The following is an 18,398-nucleotide window of genomic DNA, read 5'->3' as shown; positions in this document are numbered from 1 at the left end:
AGGAAGCCGTTTACAACCTGCTCTCGTGGGTTCGAGACAACGATGATCGTGGCGTCGATGACCTTATGCAAGAGATCGACCACCTTTTCGTTCACTCAACAGCCGACGCTAACGTTCAAAGCTGAGTCTACTAGTAAGGGTATTTCCTCTATTGGAGTTTCTCCCCTCTCTCTGGTTTCGTCACCATTGTAGCCCATAGACAAGATACAGGCACCATTACGTATAAAGTTCGTCCCTATTTAGATTGAAAGGATGTTTTGATTATGTGGGTGAATGTGCTTTTTGTTCAGTTCGCACGTGTAGTGTGCGGATGGTTCACTGCTTTCGATGTGAAACAAACGGAATCGTCGTGCTGCACTCACCCTCTATATTCAGAAGACTCCTCCTGACATGATCTGAATAGGACGTTCGGTTTCTACTGAATCCATAGCACGAATGTCACACGAGATCATCCTCACTTTACTTGTCGGTCGGAATTACATTGGCTGCTACTCTTCATTGGAGTTGAGCCGCTTACGAGATAGGATCGTCCGTCCGGAGACGAACGTTGTTTCTTTTCCCTCGGGATTGTCCGCGGGCAAGAACCCATTTGGATTGCGCCACTTGGACATGCTCACTCGCGCACGTTCTAACCACTCGATTTCACCTTCTGTAATGCCCTTCTCCCGCAGTGCTTCGCGCTCGCTATTGTTTAGGTACCAATACGAGTCATTATTTTCAGTAGGCTCATTGCGGCAGTCAGTGACGGCGGTTTTCGAATCGTATTGTTCACCGCTTGATCCATCGTTTGAATGGTTGTCAACCATGTATTAGCTATATCGATAATGATAGTAAATTGTTTCCCCAATACGAATAATATAGAGTATAGTTTCCCAAACATTAATATTGGGAACGCGCGCAGCAGGAGTCGTGCGCCACTATTTTACAAGTATTCCACAGATTATTATCCTGAATTCTCTACTCGCACGTAATTCCGAGACACGCATCGTCTGCTACAAGGGAGAATGGCATGGCCATCAACTATTCCCGGTCTGGCGGAACGTCGTGGTTAGATCTTCACTGTTCAGTTCATCAGCAAACTTTCTAACCTGATTGACAGTCATGTTCCTCCAGCACGTTATGGGAAATCTGGAGGTTACAGCGCTCACAGAAGTAGTACAGTTTTCTTAGGTGCCAGCCTTTATTTTTGAGATGATATGGGTCATGGCCATTCGTTTCTTCCAAATGTTGTTCACACAGTCGCCATTTGTTATCAGGATGCGCCTCCGGACTCGGGAGCGCGTAATCTGCTGTATCATCGCATTCAGATGACTGGCAAATCGGAGTTGCAGTGACAGTTTGATTTTCGAGTGTTACTTCAATTCCCTCAATTGGTGTTGTCTCGTCCATATGCAGTTCGTTCTATAAGATGAATAGTTAAACCCATTTCGGAATAATACCACAACCATGGCTCTCAACCCAATATTAGTTAACAAAGGTGGTATATGAGTCGTATATTTTGCATACAGTAGAAAAGTATAGAAGCGAATATCTGTGACGTGAGATTGCTAGTTTGGGTTTTGGAATCAAATATTTTAATAATGGTTCTGGTATTTAATTGGTCGCAAAAAATAGCACAGACCAAATCTAAGACCAGAATAGCAGAGCGGAGTTACCGAGGCCGAAGGTCTTTCCATCGAAAGTCCATGATTTTCCCATCATCAAACTCGACTCTGTATAATTTACTGTCTCGCTCGTCCCCTGTTTCATCCCCTGCATCATCCTCTATAATCTCATCAATCACACCGTATTTTCCATGAAAATCATCAAAGTCCGGATCAGTTTTGTCGGGAATATCCACGCGGACATTGTCACCCAAATCAAATTGTTGAACCATGCTCAAGTTATGCTCCTTCGGTACTGGAGATTTATTTGCTTTGTATTTCATCTAACTTCGCCAATAGGAGATCCGGATTTTCGAGGGCGAGATATACAATAGCCTGATCAATTTCGTGTCCGTACGCGTCCCAAAGTTCATCATGTTGAAGCTCTAGTTCTTGTTTTCGTCGTCGGACTTCTTGTCGGTCGTCAACATATAGCGTTAATCCCTCAGGCATAGTGTTAACATTTGTATCTTAGAATATAGTTGGTTGGAACATTCACTAATGTAATAATTTAGTCAATTATTTCATTTATCCAGACTAATGGGGAGATAGTGTTTAGGCTTCGTCAATTTTCTCCTCCCACATCTGAGCTTCTTCAACTATTTCACTAGCTAACTCCTCTGGCCGTGAAATACTGAGCTTCTTGAAGCCCTCACTTAGCGGTTTAACGCTGTCTTCGTCAGCTATCTCTCGTAGTCCGCCGTCGGTCAACTCTGACTTGACAACCTCACTCCCGTCTCGAACACGATCCACTGTGTCTTTGTCTAGACTGTCAGGAAGGAAGAATACAAGGCGACCAGATTTCACCTCTTCCAGCATATTCACGCGCTCCTCGGCCAAGGCTTCGTAGAAATCCTCTTCCGTGAACTCATCGTCATATTCAATGAGATTCTCGGCGAATTTTCCAAGCTTCGTTTCCTCTTTTGTAATGGAGAAGATGGAACTCACATCCATCAAACCCATTAAGAGAACGTTCGCTTGGAACTCCTCATCATCGTAGTAGTCGTAAACGTTCTCACGGAACCACTGCTTCAGTTCGTTACGAGTCGCATTTTCGAGACCCTCTTCAGCGACGACACTCGGCGGCAGCATCCACGTGAATGAGGAGATTGTCTCCCCATCGTACTCCTCCATTGTCCGGTACCGGATGAACTTGTTCTGGTTATCTTCGTTCTCAGCTTGGTAATAGTCGTGGTCTTCTGGAGCCTCTTGGTCGCGAAATACAAGTAGTGCAATCTGACTTGATTCAGTCTGGTTATCAATGAGTTTCGCCAAGTCCACGTCTCGGTCTTCAAGGATGCGAGTCATCCGCTGATACTCACGGAGATCCGTTTGTGCCTCGTCCCGTTCTTCGCGCGCTTCACGCTCCCGTTCGACTGCTTTCGCCATCTTCCCGAACCGTTCATTATCGCGTTCCCGCTGCTCAGTTTGATAATTGAGGTATGTACTGGCAGTTCCAGTCAAGAGAGTAAAACCTACCCCAACAATTGAAATCGTACGGGCAAATGGGACTGGGAGAAGATACGCAGACCCGAACACGGCTGTGGTGAAGACTCCACTGACAAGTGCAGCTTTAACACCATGTGATCTAATCTGATCTTCAATAGTCTTCCCAGCCGTGACCATCTGTTATGAGTCATATAGTCAATCCACTTAGTCATTGTCAGTACTAATTCTCCTTTCGTGCCTTACGATTTCACTGTTAGCTGTGATTGATACGCGCTGTGTTTCCGACTCTCCTATTCAGAAGCGTCTAAACAAGGCTCACAATCAAAATGGGAATATACGCCAACATGATGTGTTACGAAGTAGGTTTACAGTAGTTGATCCATCAGTTGGTCTTTGACTGTTTCTGCTTCCTCCTTTCCTTCGAACCCGGTGAACAGAATCTTTCCACTAGAAAAAATGAGAACGACTCCAGATGGGTTGTCCGTCCGGTAAATCAGTCCTGCAAATTGCTCTGGCTCATATTCAACGTTCTCGAAACCGAGTTGTATAGCCAATGCTTCTAAGTCTATTTCCTCCCCCAAATCGTGCATGAAGACCATATATTTGATAGAAAATGACGATTCAGATAGTTCTCCCTTAGTAACTTCCACAAGGTGATTTATGAATTTCTCACGAACCTGTTGAAGCTCTTCCCTTGAGGTTGCACCGGGAATTGTGTAGGTCCCAGCGGGATATATCATTATGAGTGGGGTCTCATCGCCATATTGTATGTCCAACCTCCCCGGCTTTAATCGAGAAATCTCATCATCAAGATCGTCATATAGCTCAGTGATATCTAATTCGTCATAATTTAGCACTCCTGTTGCAACGATATTTACAATTTCCATTCTATATCACTGAGATTTTACCAAATATCCAAAAAGTCGTCTACCACAGCTACTTCTTTATCATCAAGCCCATATGTGTCCTTAAGGACAACTTCATCCAATTCTGTCTGTAAGTCTTCGGCTTTTTGTTCTAACTCCGCGATCTGATCGACATCTGATTCATACTCTTCCATTAGGGCTATGACGTTCTCTTCTACTGGAACACTCATATTTAGTATCTCGGACCGAGAGAGGCGTTTGTTTTGTGCTTTGAGGGTTTTAAATACAAAGTCTCGAACCATTTCGTTCTCGAAGTCAATTGTGTGACCGCGCTTCATCACGACCTGATAGACTTTCTCGGAACTCACCTCCATCTTGTCATTAGTCCGGATGGGTTGTTGTCGATAATCGTCATCATCAAGATCAATCGACTTCGCTAAGTCAAGAACTGTTGATTCCTGTTCGTAGGATGGTAGATAGTTCAGAATATCGCTTGTTCGAACCTCTAACTCAGTAATTGTCTCGATGGTGTCCCGAATCTCTTCTGCTATTGATGAAATTTGTTCATCCTGTTGAGAGAGAACTACTGGGAGAGGTTTCAGGAAGTTCTTCCCATATGAATAGAACTTACTATTAAAAATAAAGCTAATGTGTTTGTGGTAGAACTCGATAACACGAGAGTTTAGCAGCCCGCCGAAATATAACGTGTCTGATGCGGTTGCCGCGTATTCTTCTCGCAAGCGGAGGCCATATCCGCCTGCTGTTCCCCCACCTACGAAATAGTACCGTCCCTCTGTGTCAGGAACGAACGAGGGTTCTTGCCGAAGTACACCGAGCATGATCTTGTCTGATTCAAACTTCTCGATATTTTGTTTTCGGCCGAATGCCCACCACTGTTCCACGTCACGCCAGCTACCACCGTCTCGTTGTTTTAGGCGCTCTTCGTGATCTTCAAAGAACTCCCACGCGTAGGGATATTCTTCTTGTAGAGTTACCTTTGGAAGTAGGTTTGCTTCCTCGTCGCGGATCTCATACGGGAAGACAACCCATAGGTTCTGCCAGTCAAATTTCCAGCGGTGGATCTCATCACCTTTTAGAACGCGCCGAAGGATGTCTTTCTCGATTAACCGATAGTCATCTTCTCCCCCGGGCTTGAACTCGACGAGGCCTTCTTCTTCCGACTCCCGAACCTCACCAATATAGACGCGATCAGCGCTCGTCTGCATGCCCACGAAAATATCTTTAGAAATATCGTCCAGACGAAGGTCTGCTGATTGCTCAATTTTGTCAAAAACCCTTCGTTCGTCCTTGGGCATCGGCTTCCAGATAGCTGGTGTTCCTTCATTATCTCTCGCTAACTTCACCTGTGGATATTTGAATAAATCGTACCCGGTCTCGGTATCGGGAGTCTTCCACCTATCGAGGTATCCGATCTCGTTCAATGCACCGTCATTCTTTTCGGCAAACCGCGCACACCGCACTTGATTTTCATCTATGGATTCTTCGCGGTCAATAGTAATAATACAGGGATAAGGGGTGGGAACATCGAAAACATCAGCGTCTTTGAAATCAATGAGACTGGTGATTGGCTCCTCGACTAATTGATTCCGAATTTCCTGCGCGTAGTCGGCCACAACGACCCTGTTTGGACAAATGTATGCTAGTTTGCCATTCTCACTTAGCCACTCCAGTCCGCGCTCAATGAATGGTACATAGATATCGAAGTTTTTGATAGCACTCGCATATCGGGCCGAGTACGTGTCCTTCATCCCGCTCAAGTTCTGGATACGGACATAGGGCGGATTTGCTGCGATAATATCAAACTCTTCCTTGTCCTTGATTCGGTCAACAGCATTGCGGTCCTCAATGAAAGTCTGTGCCCGGCCGTTGTAGTCGGCGAATTGTTCAAGCGAGGATTGCTCGCCTTCCATATCCGTACTCGCCTCTTGCTTTTCCAACAAGGTCGGTGAGAGGGTATCTGCAACATGGATTTCAAACCCATCCATAGAATAGTGGGGATCTTTCTCAGCCACTTTGTCGTACAGGTCAATAGTACGGAATAGGAGATTGATTTGAGAGATATGGACTGCGAAGGGGTTGATGTCGATCCCATAGACGTTGTTCTCTACGCGTTCGAGAATTGTCCGGGCTTCATCAGCATCTAATTGATGAACACTTGTCTTGTTGAACTTTTGTAGGAAATGCTGGATAAGTCGCTCTGTAACCTCCGTAAGGAAGGTGCCGCTCCCACAAGCTGGGTCAAGGACCTTCTTTTGGCCAATCCTCTCGTTTGGATGGTAATCCACGGAATCGAGCATGAATTGGACAACCTCAAGCGGCGTGTAGTATTCGCCAAGCTCCTTCCGCTCCTGCTTAGGCAGGTAGTCCTCGTATACATGTCCAAGGATGTCTCGATTGACGTACTCGAAGTCGAAACGGTTGAGGCGTTTGATAACACTCCCAAGCGTGTAGTTAAGTTCCTTTTCGAGGTTTCGCTGTTTACGGGTTTCCTCGCTGTCAAAGCTGCTTCGTTTATCTTTACTCACCCACCACCAGTCGAAGATACTAAGCTCATAAAGATCCGGGTAGTGATCGTCAATCCGGTCGTATGTGTCCATCAGCGCGTCAAGGTAAGGGCGTGGTTCTTCACGTTCTAGCTCTTCCGCCATGCCCCGTGAGGAGAGCCGCGTACGACCGACAATCTCCTTATCTTCTGCGATACGAGCGAACAGTGCTCGGTTGAGAATTATGTAGGCCGTCTCTCGGCAGAAGGCCTCTTTTGCGTTCCCACTTTGTCCAGTGTACTCACGCCACTCCTTCCAATCAGGGAACGTAGTTTCCAAGAAGTCCTTTGGATAGGAACCCTCCTCTCGATCACGGTAGTCATCAAAGAACCTTTTGAGAACTTCCGTTAATTCGTCGAGGGACTGTCTAACTGCATCTAAGAATATTTCGTATCCTTCGTCAGGGGCACCTTCTTGATACTGGACTGGGACTTCTTGGTACGTTTCCCTAAAGAGTTCAGGGTCCGTAAAATTGACATGTCGATCTTGACGGAGATATTCTAGTTCCGCGAGCGCGTCCCGTTGTGACTGCGTAAGCTGGTCTAAATCAGTAGTCGCTATTTCGCCAATGTCGAAGTCACTTATCGAAGTAATCGACTGGTCTTCGGGTTTGTATTCATAAATTCGGAATGTATGGCCGTTCGTGAGTATCCCATATTTGGCACTCCCGACACCGTTCATGTAAATTTCTAACTGCTCAACGTCAGAGAGGTCGAGATCATGGGACGGTCGCTTGGTCTCGCATACAATAACTGGAAAAGGAGGTTCACTGTCATCATAGCAAAGAACATCTTTGCGGTCGTCCTCAAAGTTGACGTGCCCCTCACCCTCATTACGAGACCATCCCAGAGCATCGGTAAATAGGTGGTCTACGAGAGAGTACCGAAAGTCGAACTCACTTCCTTCCTCACGAATCTCTTTGTGAAGAGCAACAAGTGATTTATGGAAGTTTGAAAGTGTAGCTTCCGACATAGCCTCTCGTTTCCGTCACCATGACATAAACTTTCATCTATTTGTTCGTCCTCGGTGATTCTCATTTTTACTTAACCGAGAGAACAAAAGCAACTTTCGAGTGCTGGGAAGGAGTTAGGTTCAGATATTCTCCAATCGAGTTTGCTCAAAATAGTCTTGCCAGATAGGAATGCCAGTACCCATTCCACCTCACTAACATATTGCACCCCTGCTTCAAGTTATTATGTCCTTCCAAGTTTGATAGGCAGCCGTCGTCCTGCATTTTTCCACTAACATTACCGAAGAATTTCTATCGGTAATCAAGAGAGGGTAGCTTGATAAATTTTTTGATAACTAACGGTGTTAGTAGACATAAATTATGGATAGGCAGAACCTTGGCTTTGCTCAGTACAGTCTGTTTCCGCGCTCACCTAAAGAGCGTACCTTGTCAGAACAACGAAGACCTTCGGTCTTCGAGCGTTGAGCGTAGCTCAACACAACGAAGACAAAGGTGTGGGTCTATATTTGTAGATGTACTGGGATCTTAAATATTTTGTGTGTAGTGGGATAGAACATCAACTATTAATCGAGTTTAAACATTTCTCACGAACGCGATGTTCTTTGGAAAACGCAAATAAATATGGGATGAATGGGGGAGGTACAATTAATAATCAATATCTGTCCTATTTATAATTTTTGTCGTGGTGATCTTCTATTTTAGCAACCAATGGGACGATCTCATTATTAATAAACTGAATAAGACCATCAAGATCACGACGAGTTTCGTCGTGTTTTGTTTCCAGCGCGTGGAGTCTCTGATCAAGATTATCAAGCCGCCCATCGACAGTTGCATGGTCGGGTTCGGTAGAAGCCGCCAATCCCTCATCTAGCGCTCGCCATCCCTCGTCAGTTATCGTGCCAACGATGGTAGGGGGGACTCCATCAGGAGTCAATGTTTCATCACGGGTGATTTCGACATATCCGGTGTCGGCGAGTTTCTCCCACCGATATGTTACTGATCGATTTTCTTCAATTCCAACCCGACGTTTAATTTCGGTTGTCGAAGCGCGGCCGCCATTGTTCTCTAATACATGCATCATCTCGCGAGATTTCTTATCTAAGTCTTCCATACAGTAAAAAATATAATTTTCGAACAAAGGAATACCGGTGACAATATTAAATATGTATATGAATCAAATGATATTATCATGAAATTTTCTGACTCTGGTTCATATTCTTACATAATATATGTGGGGGTACGACACCTCCATTTATCGAGTGGGCTTGAAAGATATCAAAGAATATTCATCAAAATTCACTCAACACTCATGAGAATCTATGATAATCACACAATATGATATTTGGTGACGCTAGGATGCGGACGCATCACTTGAGGAAGTCCCGCTCCTGTAGTGAGTGAATGTTTGCCTCGCGTCCGCAGTGGGGACAGTAGGTAGGTGTGTTGCCGACGGCGCTGACGACGATGCACGTCTGCTAAACTAATTCCTCAAGTTTCTCGGCGACTCACTAACGATGCCAAAATGGCGGGTCCTATGTTGATAGATGCGCCACAGGAGATATATGATTAGTGATAATCTGGAGGCCTATTAATCCATTACAGCACTGCGAGGAGTATTACTGCGGTTAACAGGGTTAGCCCTGTCCAGAAGATGAGTTTTAGGAGTCCGGTGTATGCTTGAACGAGGCTCATGGGTAATATTAGAGTTCGTATACGTCGGGTTGGACGGTTACTGCGTCTCCGCTGACATGGCTCCATTGCTGCATTTGCCATTGTTGTAGTTGTTTGGCGATGCAGGCTAGTTGTTCGGGGTTCGAGTTGTCGCATCGAACATCGGTGCTTATTGCTCCGGCGTTGAGGGTGATTTGTGTCATTGGTAACACTGGGGGTCATGCGGTGGGGTCGATGTTGTGGACGTCGATGACTTCGAGTTTGCAGTCGTCTCGATCCATGGCCCATTTGATTTCGTTGTGGGCGGCGTTGACGACTTGGTCGAGTCCGGCTCCGTATTGGATGCTACAGTGAGCCGCGTCGTTGGTAACGAACAATTCACACTGGGCGGGCGGTAGTTGTTGCTGGTTGGCGTTCATTGCAGTCGGATTGATGCCAGCTTCGCACTTAAACCGCGCATCTTTGTGCTTAAACCAATATGCTGTAAGATTCTAATTTAATGTATGAGAGAACGTCCGGGAGATATCAATCAAATCCTTCGATCTCGCTACGTCCGCGTCTCAGATGAATCGGATGCGGGTTGGTATCGCTGCACTGAGTGCGACACCAAAGTCTATCTGGGCGAGGATAATGCGAGTGATTTTTGGCGTCATGAGCGGCGGTATCATTCGGGGTAGGTTGCTAGCGGTTTGATTGTGTTTGTTTTTGTCTTTCCGGTCGACACGCACGTTCACCGGATCTACCGTCGGCTGGGCGTCGCGTCCGCCGACGCCGACCACGAGGAGGTCCGGGCCGCCCTCGAGAACCAGGTTCCCGCCGAGAAGTGCGGCTTCGGGCACACGGCGACGATTCAGTTCGGCCGGGAGTACTGCACTGCCCGGAAGCCGGCCTGCCTCGAGGATCCCGACGCTTGTCCGATGGGCGACGTCTGCGATCAGGTCGGCGTCTATCCTGAGACCGGCGAGGTGATCGATCCCGCCGACGCGATCGACTGATACGGTCGGTCGTACCGATTGGCCGGTTGATAGCAGGGCGGTCGTGGTGGTACCGGCGACGACGGACGACAGTCCGTATACGCCGTCGACGTGAGCTTCGCAACGGTGGAAACGTGACCGCGCGGCACTGACGCAATCGACGACCGGAGGCGGAGAGCGTTTACAGCAGGACGACGACGAGTCCAACGCCGACGGCGAACAGCGCCAGCGTCGTCGGGGGCGGTCCGTCGTAGTCGACGGACGGAACGAACCCGACCACCAGCGCCGTCAGTGCGACCAGCAACGCGGCGACGACCACCATCCCGCTTCCCACGGCAACGAATCCGATCAACGCCGCGCCGATCGCGATCGTCAGAGCGACGTCGACGCGCCGTTCCTCGAGGAGCGAAACGACGGTTCCAGCGTATTTCGAACGAGTTTCATCCATTGGTTGAACAAAATCTTACCATCGTATTAATAAGGTTCGTTCCAGCGTATCGGATTCGATTTCCCTCGCCGACGCCGAACTCCGAACGACGTCGTGGTCGTAATCGAAGCGTTGGAACGCGTGTGCGTCGTCCGTCGCGCGTCGACGGTGGCTCGTCGAGGGTCGCGTTGTCGTCTGCCGATCGGACGGTCGTAGGAGAAATCGGCGGCCAAACGTGGGTCGTCGCGTTCTGCTGACCGTCCGTGCCGTAGCGGCCGGCGGCGAGTGCGCCGGTCCCCTTACAGGAACCGGAACGTCTCGAGGTTCTTCGGCGCGAACGTGCGCATGTTGTAGTCGTGGTACAGCGCCGACGAGAGGTCCTGTGTCGAGCGCTCGTCGCCGTGAACGCAGAGGACCTTCTCGGGGCGGGGATTCATCGTCTTGACGAAGTTCTCGAGGCCCGCGCGATCCGCGTGGCCGGAGAAGCCGTCGACGGTCTCGACGTCCATGTTGAGCGAGAGTGTGCCGCGACCGTTGTCGCCGTTCATCGCACCGACTTCGCTGGTGGGGATCTCGTCCCAGCCGTTCTGGATGCGTCGGCCGAGAGTACCCTGGGCCTGGTAGCCGACGAAAACGAGCGTCGAATCCGGATCGGGACCGATGTGGCCCAGCCAGGACATGATGGGGCCCCCGGTGACCATCCCGGACGTCGAGAGGATGATACAGGGATCGCCGTCGGCGACGTCCTGGCGTTCCTCCTCGCCGCCGTCGATGTGGTTGAACTCCTCGGCGAGGAACGGATTCTCGTCATCGTGGAAGATGCGGTCGCGAAGGTCGTCGCGCAGGTACTCGGGATAGGTCGTGTGGATCGCAGTTGCCTCCCAGATCATCCCGTCGAGGTGAACCGGCATCGAGGGGATGTCGCCCGAGCGCATCGCCTCTTCGATGACGAGCATGATCTCCTGGGATCGACCGACCGCGAACGCCGGAATGAGGATCTTCCCGCCGCGGTCGTACGTCTCCTGGATGACCTCCTTCAGCTTCCGCTCGGAATCTTTCTGATCGGTCTGGTAGTCGTTTCGACCGCCGTAGGTCGACTCGAGGACGAGCGTCTCGACGCGCGGGAAGTCGTTGACGGCGCCGTTGAACAGGCGAGTGTCCTTGTAGTGAATGTCGCCGGAAAAGGCGACGTTGTAGAGGCCGTCGCCGATGTGGAAGTGCGAGACCGCCGAGCCGAGAATGTGGCCCGCGTTGTGGAACGTCAGTTTGACGTCCGGCGCGATGTCCGTGACGTCGCCGTACTCGAGGGGAACGCAGTGTTTGATGGCTTCGCGAACCTGCTCGGACTCGTACGGCGGCGTCCGTCCCTCCTTGGCCGCGACGTCGAGGTAGTCGAGCGTGAGCAGCCCCATCAGATCGCGGGTGGGCTCGGTGCAGTAAATCGGGCCGTCGTAGCCGTACTTGAACAAAAGCGGGATGAGCGCGGAGTGGTCGAGGTGGGCGTGAGTCAACACGACCGCGTCGATGGTCTGAGGGCCAGCGCCGAGCGCTTCCGGTGCGTGGAGGTACGGCACTTCGCCCTCGGCTCCCGGCTTGTCGCCGCAGTCGATGAGGATCCGCGTCTCGGGCGTCGAGAGGATGAACGAGGCGCGTCCGACCTCGCGACAGCACCCGAGCGTCGTGATGCGGACGTACTCGTCGTCGGACATCTCCTCGCGGTGGATCTGTCGGCCGACTCGCTCCAAGATGTCCCGTCGTTCCTCGCGCTCCTGTTTGAGGAAGCTGCGGACGTTCGAGACCGTCGAGGACTCGATGGGAGGCGTCCGGACGACTTCGGGCGTCCAGCCGACGTTTTTGGTGATGTCCCGGAGAGTCGAGCCGTGGCGGCCGATCACCATCCCCGGCTTCTCGGCTTCGATGACGACCTCGCCGGTGTCGGCGTGGAAATCGAGGTCGGTGACGCCCGCCTCTTCGGGGATGACGCTCATGATCTCCTCGCGAGCCGCCTCGGGCCGCGAGAGAACGCTCGGATCCGGACGGACGGTGATCCGCTTGCGAAGTTTACTCGCGAGCTTGCGGATGAGATCGCCCTGGCGGGCGAACTTCTTCGGATCGCGCGTGTAGACGACCAGTTCCGGTCCTTCGTACTTCACCGAGGAGACCGAGATATCGCTCGGTAGCTCGCTCGTGATCTTTGCTTGCAAATCGTCGAGTTGCTGCTCTACAGTGCTCATAATCGCCAGATGTGGCTTGCGTGAACTCGCCGCCGGGGAACGGATCCGCCGAGGTGGAGGGGAGACGAAGCGGAGAGCGACGTCCCGGTGGCCATCCGCATTCGGACGGTGTAGGCCAATCGAGACCGCGAACGCCCCGTACGGGACGGCGCAGTACGTCTCCTCTTCCGAATCATCCTGTGAACTCCGTGTCGTGACGAATACGTTCCCAGGTCGGTTATCCTGGTCCGTGCGGGAAGATTCCAGGGAGAACCCGCTTACCTGACGGTATCCTCTGCGTGGTATAAAAGCCTTCGCAAAATCCAGGGCGATCCGGATCGAATCCGACCCATGAACGTTACGCGAGAGCGCGTTCACGGCGAGTACGAGTGGGTTCGAAACCGAGCGTCGACCGTCGTCCCGATCGTCAACGGCGTTCGCGACGATCTGGGAGCGGTCTTCGAGACCGACGTCGATCGCGTGACCGATGCCCAGTACGTCGCGGAGGTCGACGAGGTGTTTGCGGACGGCGATCTGGCCGTCAACGTCGCCGCGCTGGTCGCGATCCTCAGATCCCTCGACGTCGAAGGCGACTATCCGGGATTCGTCGTCGACGAGATCCTCGGCCGGGAACTGGCTGCGACGATCGCCGGCACCCAGCCGCTACGGACGCTCGGCGAGGCGACGTTTCACTACGCCGATCTCCGCGTTCACGGCGACGAGGACGAGAACGCGGGGATCGACGACCTCGAGGCGGCGCTGGCGGCCGGGTTCCAGGAGCGAATTCCCGGGTGGGACTGGACCGAACGCGAGAGTCCGTTCGCCGTCGATCCCGAGGATCCCTGAGGCGGTCGCGGTTCCGATCGGACGGAGACGCCGCCGACGATTGCGGTGCTCGCGCTGGCACCGACTCTGCAGGGTCCGGCCCCGAAGATTGGACGCGAGCCCGCGTCGAACCGCCGGACCGGGTCGGAGAGAGACTCACAGACGCGAGTCGTCTCCGACTCGAGAACCGACCAGACTCGAACTCGCCGGGAGAAAATCGCGTCAGTCGTCCTCGGATTCGGCGTCCGCGTCGTCCGCGTCCGACTCGTCTGTGGCGTCGCCCTCGTCCTCGGATTCGGCGTCGTCCGCGTCGCCCTCGAGTTCGTCCTGGATCTCCTCGAGATCCTCCTCGTCTATCTCGTCGCCGTCGGGCTGTTGCTGTTGTTGCTGTTGTTGCTGGATCTGGTCGTAGAGGTCGCTCGAACCCAGCACGGCGATGTCTCCGGTTCGAAGGGCGTCGACCAGCACGTCGGCGGAGCCGTCGACGAGGTACAGTCCGGATCCCTCCTCTCCCTCCTCGATGCTGAGATCGGCGTCGGACTCGGAATCGACGCGATCCTCGAAGTTGTCGATCGCCTCCTGGTGGAGTTCTTGCTGGCGCTGGATGGCTTCTTCCTCGGACAGTTCGCCCTCGAACACCTGCTCCTGAAGATCCTGAATCTCGCTCGCCTGCGGCTCTGCGATCGCGGTGAGTTCCTGCTGACCGTCGCTTCCGTCGCCGTTTCCGGAGTCCGTCACGCTGAGATCGGAACAGCCGGCGACGGACGCCGTGATGCCCGTTCCGGTGAGTTGCAGTAACCGCCGCCGCGTCTTGAAGTTTGACATCGTTCACTAGCCGGCGGGTCGGATCGATTGTAAGGCTTTCTGCATCGATCGTTCGGAGGGCCGTCGCGTGTCGCGTTGCTTTTATCGGCCGATCAGCTACCGAAAAACAGTGACGACGGAAAACGCTACTCTCTCCACCGTCAACCACCCGTCCGTCGAGGCCGCCCACGACGCGATATCCGACGGCCTCGAGCGCGACGCGCTCGTCACCGTCTTCGGTCGGTGTACGGTCGACTACGAGGGTCGCGCCGCGAGCCGACTCGAGGCGGGCGATCGCCACGTCATGCTCAAACCCGACGGTGCGACGCTCGTACACACGGACGAGGGTCAGCAACCCGTCAACTGGCAGCCGCCCGGCTGCGATCACGACGTGCGGCGCGTTCGAGCGGACGGAGCCGACGTTCTCGTCCTCGAGAGCCTGCGATCGACGCCCGAAGAACGGCTTCTCGTTCGATTTACCGACGTGCTCCAGGTATCCGCGTTCTCGGGAACCGACGAGAGCGACCTCTCGCTGTCGGGAACCGAAGCGGACCTCCGAACGCGAATCCTCGACGAGCCAGATCTGCTCGAGCCGGGCTTTTCGCCGCTGGCGACCGAACGCGACACGCCCGCCGGGGCCGTCGACGTCTACGGCGAGGACGCGGCCGGCCGGACCGTCGTAGTCGAACTCAAACGCCGCCGCGTCGGCCCGGACGCGGTGAGTCAACTTCGGCGGTACGTCGACGCCGTCGAGCGCGACCTCCACGCCGACGCTGCAGTTCGAGGCGTTCTCGTCGCTCCCTCCGTCACCGACCGCGCCGACCGACTGCTGGCCGAACACGGACTCGAGTTCGTCTCGCTCGAGCCCGATCCCGGGTAACGTGCGTTACTCGTTCGAACTGCCGATTCCGATTTCGCGTTTTCCGCACCATCGCCGTGATCGAAACGCGACGAGATCGCGCCGCGTCGCTCACTCCTCGAGCAATCGCTTGAGCCGATCGAGTTCGGTCAGCGCCTCGACTGGCGTGAGGTGCGCGAGATCCAGCGCCCGAAGCTCGGCGGCGACGTCCGCGGGCACGTCTCCCCCGTCCGCGGTTGCGGTCGTCGTCGATCCGTCCGTCACCGGCCGGTCGCCCTCGACCGTCTCGCCCGCCTCGAGTTCGTCGCCGTCGGTCTCGGCGGCCAGCTCTCGAGCCCGCTCGACGACGGGACCGGGGACGCCCGCTGCGGTCGCGACCTCGACCCCGTAGGAGCCGGTCGCCGCGCCGGGAGCGATCTCGTGACGGAAGACGACCTCGCCGTCGTCCCGATCGACCTCGAAGTGGAGCGTGAACGCGCCCTCGAGGTCGTCCGCGAGGTCGGTCAGCGCGTGGTGGTGGGTCGCGAACAGGGTCGTCGCGCCGACCTCGTCGTGGACGTGCTCGGTGATCGCCCGCGCGATGGCGAGTCCATCCGCGGTCGAGGTACCTCGACCGACCTCGTCGAGCAGGACGAGCGAGCGCTCGTCGGCTTCGTGCAGGATCGTCGCCAGTTCGTCCATCTCGATCATGAACGTCGAGCGGCCGCCCGCGATGTCGTCGCTCGCACCCACGCGCGTGAAGATTCGCTCGACCGGGGTGATTCGCGCCGACTTCGCCGGGACGAAGCTCCCGACCTGTGCCAGGAGAACGATCTGGGCGACCTGGCGCATGTACGTCGATTTGCCGGACATGTTCGGTCCGGTGATCACCGCCAGCCGCCGGTCGTCGGTCAGGCGGGCGTCGTTGGGAACGAACGACTCCTGGGTCCGCTCGACGACGGGGTGGCGACCGCCCTCGACGTCGATCTCGAGACCGCCCGCCGTCCCGTCGTCGGTCCGGCCGTCGGGACGCTCGAGAATGTCCGGGCGGCAGTAGTCGTACTGGGCGGCGACCGTCGCGAGCGAGACGAGCGCGTCGAGGGTGGCGACCGCGTCTGCGAGCCGCTGGACGCGCTCGACCTCGTCTGCGATCTCGCGGCGAACCGAGCGAAAGAGTTCGTACTCGCGTTCGTCCGCCCGCTCTTCGGCGCTGACGATCCGATCCTCGCGTTCTTTCAGCTCCGGCGTGACGAACCGTTCGGCGTTCTTCAGCGTCTGACGGCGCTCGTAGTCGTCGGGCACCGCCTCGAGGTTCGGGTTCGTCACCTCGATGTAGTAGCCGTGAACCGAGTTGTAGCCGACCTTCAGCGAGTCGACCCCGGTCCGCTCGCGCTCGCGCTCCTCGAGGTCGTCGATCCACTGCTTGCCGTCTCGCGCGGTCGAGCGCAGCTCGTCGAGCGTCTCGTCGTACCCCTCCGCGACGATTCCCCCCTCGGTAATCTCGATGGGGGGATCCTCGACGACCGCGTCGTCGACGAGCGTGCGGACGTCAGAAAGGGGATCGAGGTCCGCGCGCAGCCGTTCGAGTCGGTCGCAGTCGCAGTCGTCGAGCAGCGCCCGAAGCTCGGGGACGACCGCGAGGGTGTCGCGGAGGGAACGGAGATCCCTGGCGTTCGCGCGCTCGCGGGATATGCGTCCGATGAGCCGCTCGAGGTCGTAAACGTCCCGGAGATTCTCGTGTAGCGCTTCCCGGGTCTGGACGGCGCCGGTCAGCTCCTCGACGGCGTCGAGTCGCGACTCGATCCGGTCGGACTCGAGCAGCGGTCGGCGAATCCAGTCGCGAAGCTTCCGGCCGCCGAGGGCGCTCGCGGTCTCGTCGACGATCCCGACGAGCGTCGCGTCTTCGCGGCCGCGGACGGCCCGCGGTTCGAACAGCTCGAGGCTTCGAAGGGCAACGGCGTCGAGCAGCAGGTACTCACGGGGATCGTACCGGGTGAGGTGGGTGAGGTACTCGAGGCGGCGACGGGGTGTCTCACCCGCCGTGGAACCGCTTCCGTCGCCGTCTCCGGGTTCGTGTTCGTCCACGTCTTCGCGCTCTCGTCCGCGCTCACCCTCGTGCTCGCCACCCCGGACGTACTCGGCGTACGCGAGTACGCCACCGCAGGCGCGAACCTCGGCGTCACCGGCGAGCAGCGCGTCCGGGTCGCCGAAGTACGACGAGAGCAACTCCCCAGCCCCGTCGCGATCGAACGCCCCGGGATCGAACGGCGTCACCATGCAGTCGTCCGGGAGGACGTCCCCCGACGCGTCCGGACCGACGACCGCCTCGGCGGGGTCGAACCGACTGACCTCGTCGGCGATAGCCGCCGTCGACCGCGAACTCGTCGCGAGAAAGTCACCGGTCGAGACGTCGAGCAGTGCCAGCGCGAGTTCGTCCTCGCTCGAGCGCCCGTCGATCCCGTCGCCGCGAGCGACCGCGGCGACGAAGTTGTTGTCGTCGCTCGCGAGCAGTTCGTCCTCGGTGAGCGTCCCCGGCGTGATGACGCGGGTGACCGCCCGCTCGACGACGCCCGGCGACTCGCCGGGCTCTTCGACCTGATCGGCGACGGCGACGCGATAGCCGGCCTCGAGCAGCTCCTCGATGTACGATTCGGCGTTGTCGATCGGAATGCCGGACATCGGATACTCGCCCGTGCTGTCCTCGCGGCTGGTGAGTGCAATCTCGAGCAGTCGCGCGGTCCGCTCTGCGGCTCCGCAGAACGTCTCGTAGAAGTCACCGACCTGAAAGAGCACGAGTGCGTCGTCGTAGCGCGCACAGAGGTCGTGGTACTGACGCATCATCGGCGTCAGCTCGTCGCGTTTCTCGGCCATCTCTTCGGGAGGGCCAAGCGCCGGATCCATACTCGAATCCCGCCGCCGAACGCGGAAATAGCTTGCTGGTCGTCGATCGACGACGTTTTCGACCGGATTCGTTCGACGGGGGATAGATACCGGCTCGAGGGGGAATTCTGCGAACGAACGCGACGACTGGTAACGGCGGTGCAGTGAATTCCGAGCACGGACCGAGCCCTACGCATCCGACGACGGTCCATCGGCCCTCGCACGACTTCCAAGAACGGCCGTGCTACTCGGTTCCGGGTCGAGTGACTCCGCT

The 18,398-nt window shown here is 55.1% G+C and carries 13 protein-coding genes and 1 pseudogene; 3 read left to right on the top strand and 11 right to left on the bottom strand.

All coding sequences use genetic code 11. The annotated features are described in order from the left end of the window. Nucleotides 1-488: 488 nt before the first annotated feature. The 7 genes from EA472_RS12595 to EA472_RS12565 form a co-directional block, all read right to left on the bottom strand. Nucleotides 489-806, bottom strand: coding sequence for a hypothetical protein (locus EA472_RS12595; protein ID WP_124191864.1), 318 nt, complete (start codon nt 804-806; stop codon nt 489-491). Between the two features lie 845 nt (nt 807-1,651). Continuing rightward, nucleotides 1,652-1,927, bottom strand: a complete 276-nt coding sequence (locus tag EA472_RS12590; RefSeq protein WP_243637841.1) for a hypothetical protein — start codon at nt 1,925-1,927, stop codon at nt 1,652-1,654. A 271-nt stretch (nt 1,928-2,198) separates the two neighbouring features. After that, nucleotides 2,199-3,269, bottom strand: coding sequence for a hypothetical protein (locus EA472_RS12585; RefSeq protein ID WP_124191863.1), 1,071 nt, complete (start codon nt 3,267-3,269; stop codon nt 2,199-2,201). 188 nt (nt 3,270-3,457) lie between these two features. Beyond that, entirely contained in the window at nt 3,458-3,979 is a 522-nt protein-coding gene (locus EA472_RS12580) for a TATA-box-binding protein C (RefSeq protein ID WP_124191862.1), read from the bottom strand. A gap of 17 nt (nt 3,980-3,996) precedes the next feature. After that, nucleotides 3,997-7,494: an Eco57I restriction-modification methylase domain-containing protein gene (locus EA472_RS12575; RefSeq protein ID WP_124191861.1), complete on the bottom strand. Its 3,498-nt coding sequence runs from the start codon at nt 7,492-7,494 to the stop codon at nt 3,997-3,999. A 662-nt stretch (nt 7,495-8,156) separates the two neighbouring features. Further along, entirely contained in the window at nt 8,157-8,603 is a 447-nt protein-coding gene (locus tag EA472_RS12570) for a hypothetical protein (RefSeq protein WP_124191860.1), read from the bottom strand. Nucleotides 8,604-9,381: 778 nt separating this feature from the next. Beyond that, nucleotides 9,382-9,582: a hypothetical protein gene (locus EA472_RS12565; protein ID WP_124191859.1), complete on the bottom strand. Its 201-nt coding sequence runs from the start codon at nt 9,580-9,582 to the stop codon at nt 9,382-9,384. 288 nt (nt 9,583-9,870) lie between these two features. Between EA472_RS12565 and EA472_RS12560 the strand changes: the two are divergent. After that, nucleotides 9,871-10,158 (top strand): annotated as a pseudogene (locus tag EA472_RS12560) (endonuclease III domain-containing protein); the annotation flags it as partial. 160 nt (nt 10,159-10,318) lie between these two features. Here EA472_RS12560 and EA472_RS12555 read toward each other — a convergent pair. Both EA472_RS12555 and EA472_RS12550 read right to left on the bottom strand, forming a co-directional pair. Beyond that, the gene (locus tag EA472_RS12555; RefSeq protein WP_124191858.1) at nt 10,319-10,585 is read right to left on the bottom strand and encodes a hypothetical protein; all 267 of its coding nucleotides are present in this window, start codon (nt 10,583-10,585) and stop codon (nt 10,319-10,321) included. A gap of 278 nt (nt 10,586-10,863) precedes the next feature. Beyond that, entirely contained in the window at nt 10,864-12,798 is a 1,935-nt protein-coding gene (locus EA472_RS12550; protein WP_124191857.1) for a beta-CASP ribonuclease aCPSF1, read from the bottom strand. A gap of 330 nt (nt 12,799-13,128) precedes the next feature. Here EA472_RS12550 and EA472_RS12545 point away from each other — a divergent pair, with 330 nt between their 5' ends. Then, nucleotides 13,129-13,623, top strand: coding sequence for a hypothetical protein (locus EA472_RS12545; RefSeq protein ID WP_124191856.1), 495 nt, complete (start codon nt 13,129-13,131; stop codon nt 13,621-13,623). Nucleotides 13,624-13,824: 201 nt separating this feature from the next. Here the strand turns inward: EA472_RS12545 and EA472_RS12540 are convergent, their stop codons facing one another. Beyond that, nucleotides 13,825-14,427 carry a hypothetical protein gene (locus tag EA472_RS12540; RefSeq protein ID WP_124191855.1) on the bottom strand — a complete coding sequence of 201 codons (603 nt, stop codon included), beginning with the start codon at nt 14,425-14,427 and terminating at the stop codon, nt 13,825-13,827. Between the two features lie 109 nt (nt 14,428-14,536). Here EA472_RS12540 and nucS point away from each other — a divergent pair, with 109 nt between their 5' ends. After that, nucleotides 14,537-15,286, top strand: a complete 750-nt coding sequence (gene nucS / locus EA472_RS12535; RefSeq protein WP_124191854.1) for an endonuclease NucS — start codon at nt 14,537-14,539, stop codon at nt 15,284-15,286. A gap of 90 nt (nt 15,287-15,376) precedes the next feature. Here nucS and mutS read toward each other — a convergent pair whose 3' ends face one another. Then, a complete protein-coding gene (gene mutS / locus EA472_RS12530; protein ID WP_124191853.1) occupies nt 15,377-18,145 on the bottom strand; it encodes a DNA mismatch repair protein MutS in 2,769 nt (922 codons plus the stop codon). Between the last annotated feature and the right edge of the window lie 253 nt (nt 18,146-18,398).

The organism is Natrarchaeobius oligotrophus (genome assembly GCF_003841465.1).
Taxonomy (GTDB): domain Archaea; phylum Halobacteriota; class Halobacteria; order Halobacteriales; family Natrialbaceae; genus Natrarchaeobius; species Natrarchaeobius oligotrophus.
This window is presented reverse-complemented; position numbering and strand designations above follow the sequence as displayed.

Bases quoted from the DNA above. Each gene is read 5' to 3' on its own strand.
- EA472_RS12575 (WP_124191861.1), bottom strand. From the start codon at position 7,494: ATGTCGGAAGCTACACTTTCAAACTTCCATAAATCACTTGTTGCTCTT.
- EA472_RS12540 (WP_124191855.1), bottom strand. From the start codon at position 14,427: ATGTCAAACTTCAAGACGCGGCGGCGGTTACTGCAACTCACCGGAACG.
- EA472_RS12570 (WP_124191860.1), bottom strand. From the start codon at position 8,603: ATGGAAGACTTAGATAAGAAATCTCGCGAGATGATGCATGTATTAGAG.
- EA472_RS12595 (WP_124191864.1), bottom strand. From the start codon at position 806: ATGGTTGACAACCATTCAAACGATGGATCAAGCGGTGAACAATACGAT.
- EA472_RS12555 (WP_124191858.1), bottom strand. From the start codon at position 10,585: ATGGATGAAACTCGTTCGAAATACGCTGGAACCGTCGTTTCGCTCCTC.
- EA472_RS12585 (WP_124191863.1), bottom strand. From the start codon at position 3,269: ATGGTCACGGCTGGGAAGACTATTGAAGATCAGATTAGATCACATGGT.
- EA472_RS12590 (WP_243637841.1), bottom strand. From the start codon at position 1,927: ATGAAATACAAAGCAAATAAATCTCCAGTACCGAAGGAGCATAACTTG.
- EA472_RS12545 (WP_124191856.1), top strand. From the start codon at position 13,129: ATGAACGTTACGCGAGAGCGCGTTCACGGCGAGTACGAGTGGGTTCGA.
- EA472_RS12550 (WP_124191857.1), bottom strand. From the start codon at position 12,798: ATGAGCACTGTAGAGCAGCAACTCGACGATTTGCAAGCAAAGATCACG.
- EA472_RS12565 (WP_124191859.1), bottom strand. From the start codon at position 9,582: ATGAACGCCAACCAGCAACAACTACCGCCCGCCCAGTGTGAATTGTTC.
- mutS (WP_124191853.1), bottom strand. From the start codon at position 18,145: ATGGATCCGGCGCTTGGCCCTCCCGAAGAGATGGCCGAGAAACGCGAC.
- EA472_RS12580 (WP_124191862.1), bottom strand. From the start codon at position 3,979: ATGGAAATTGTAAATATCGTTGCAACAGGAGTGCTAAATTATGACGAA.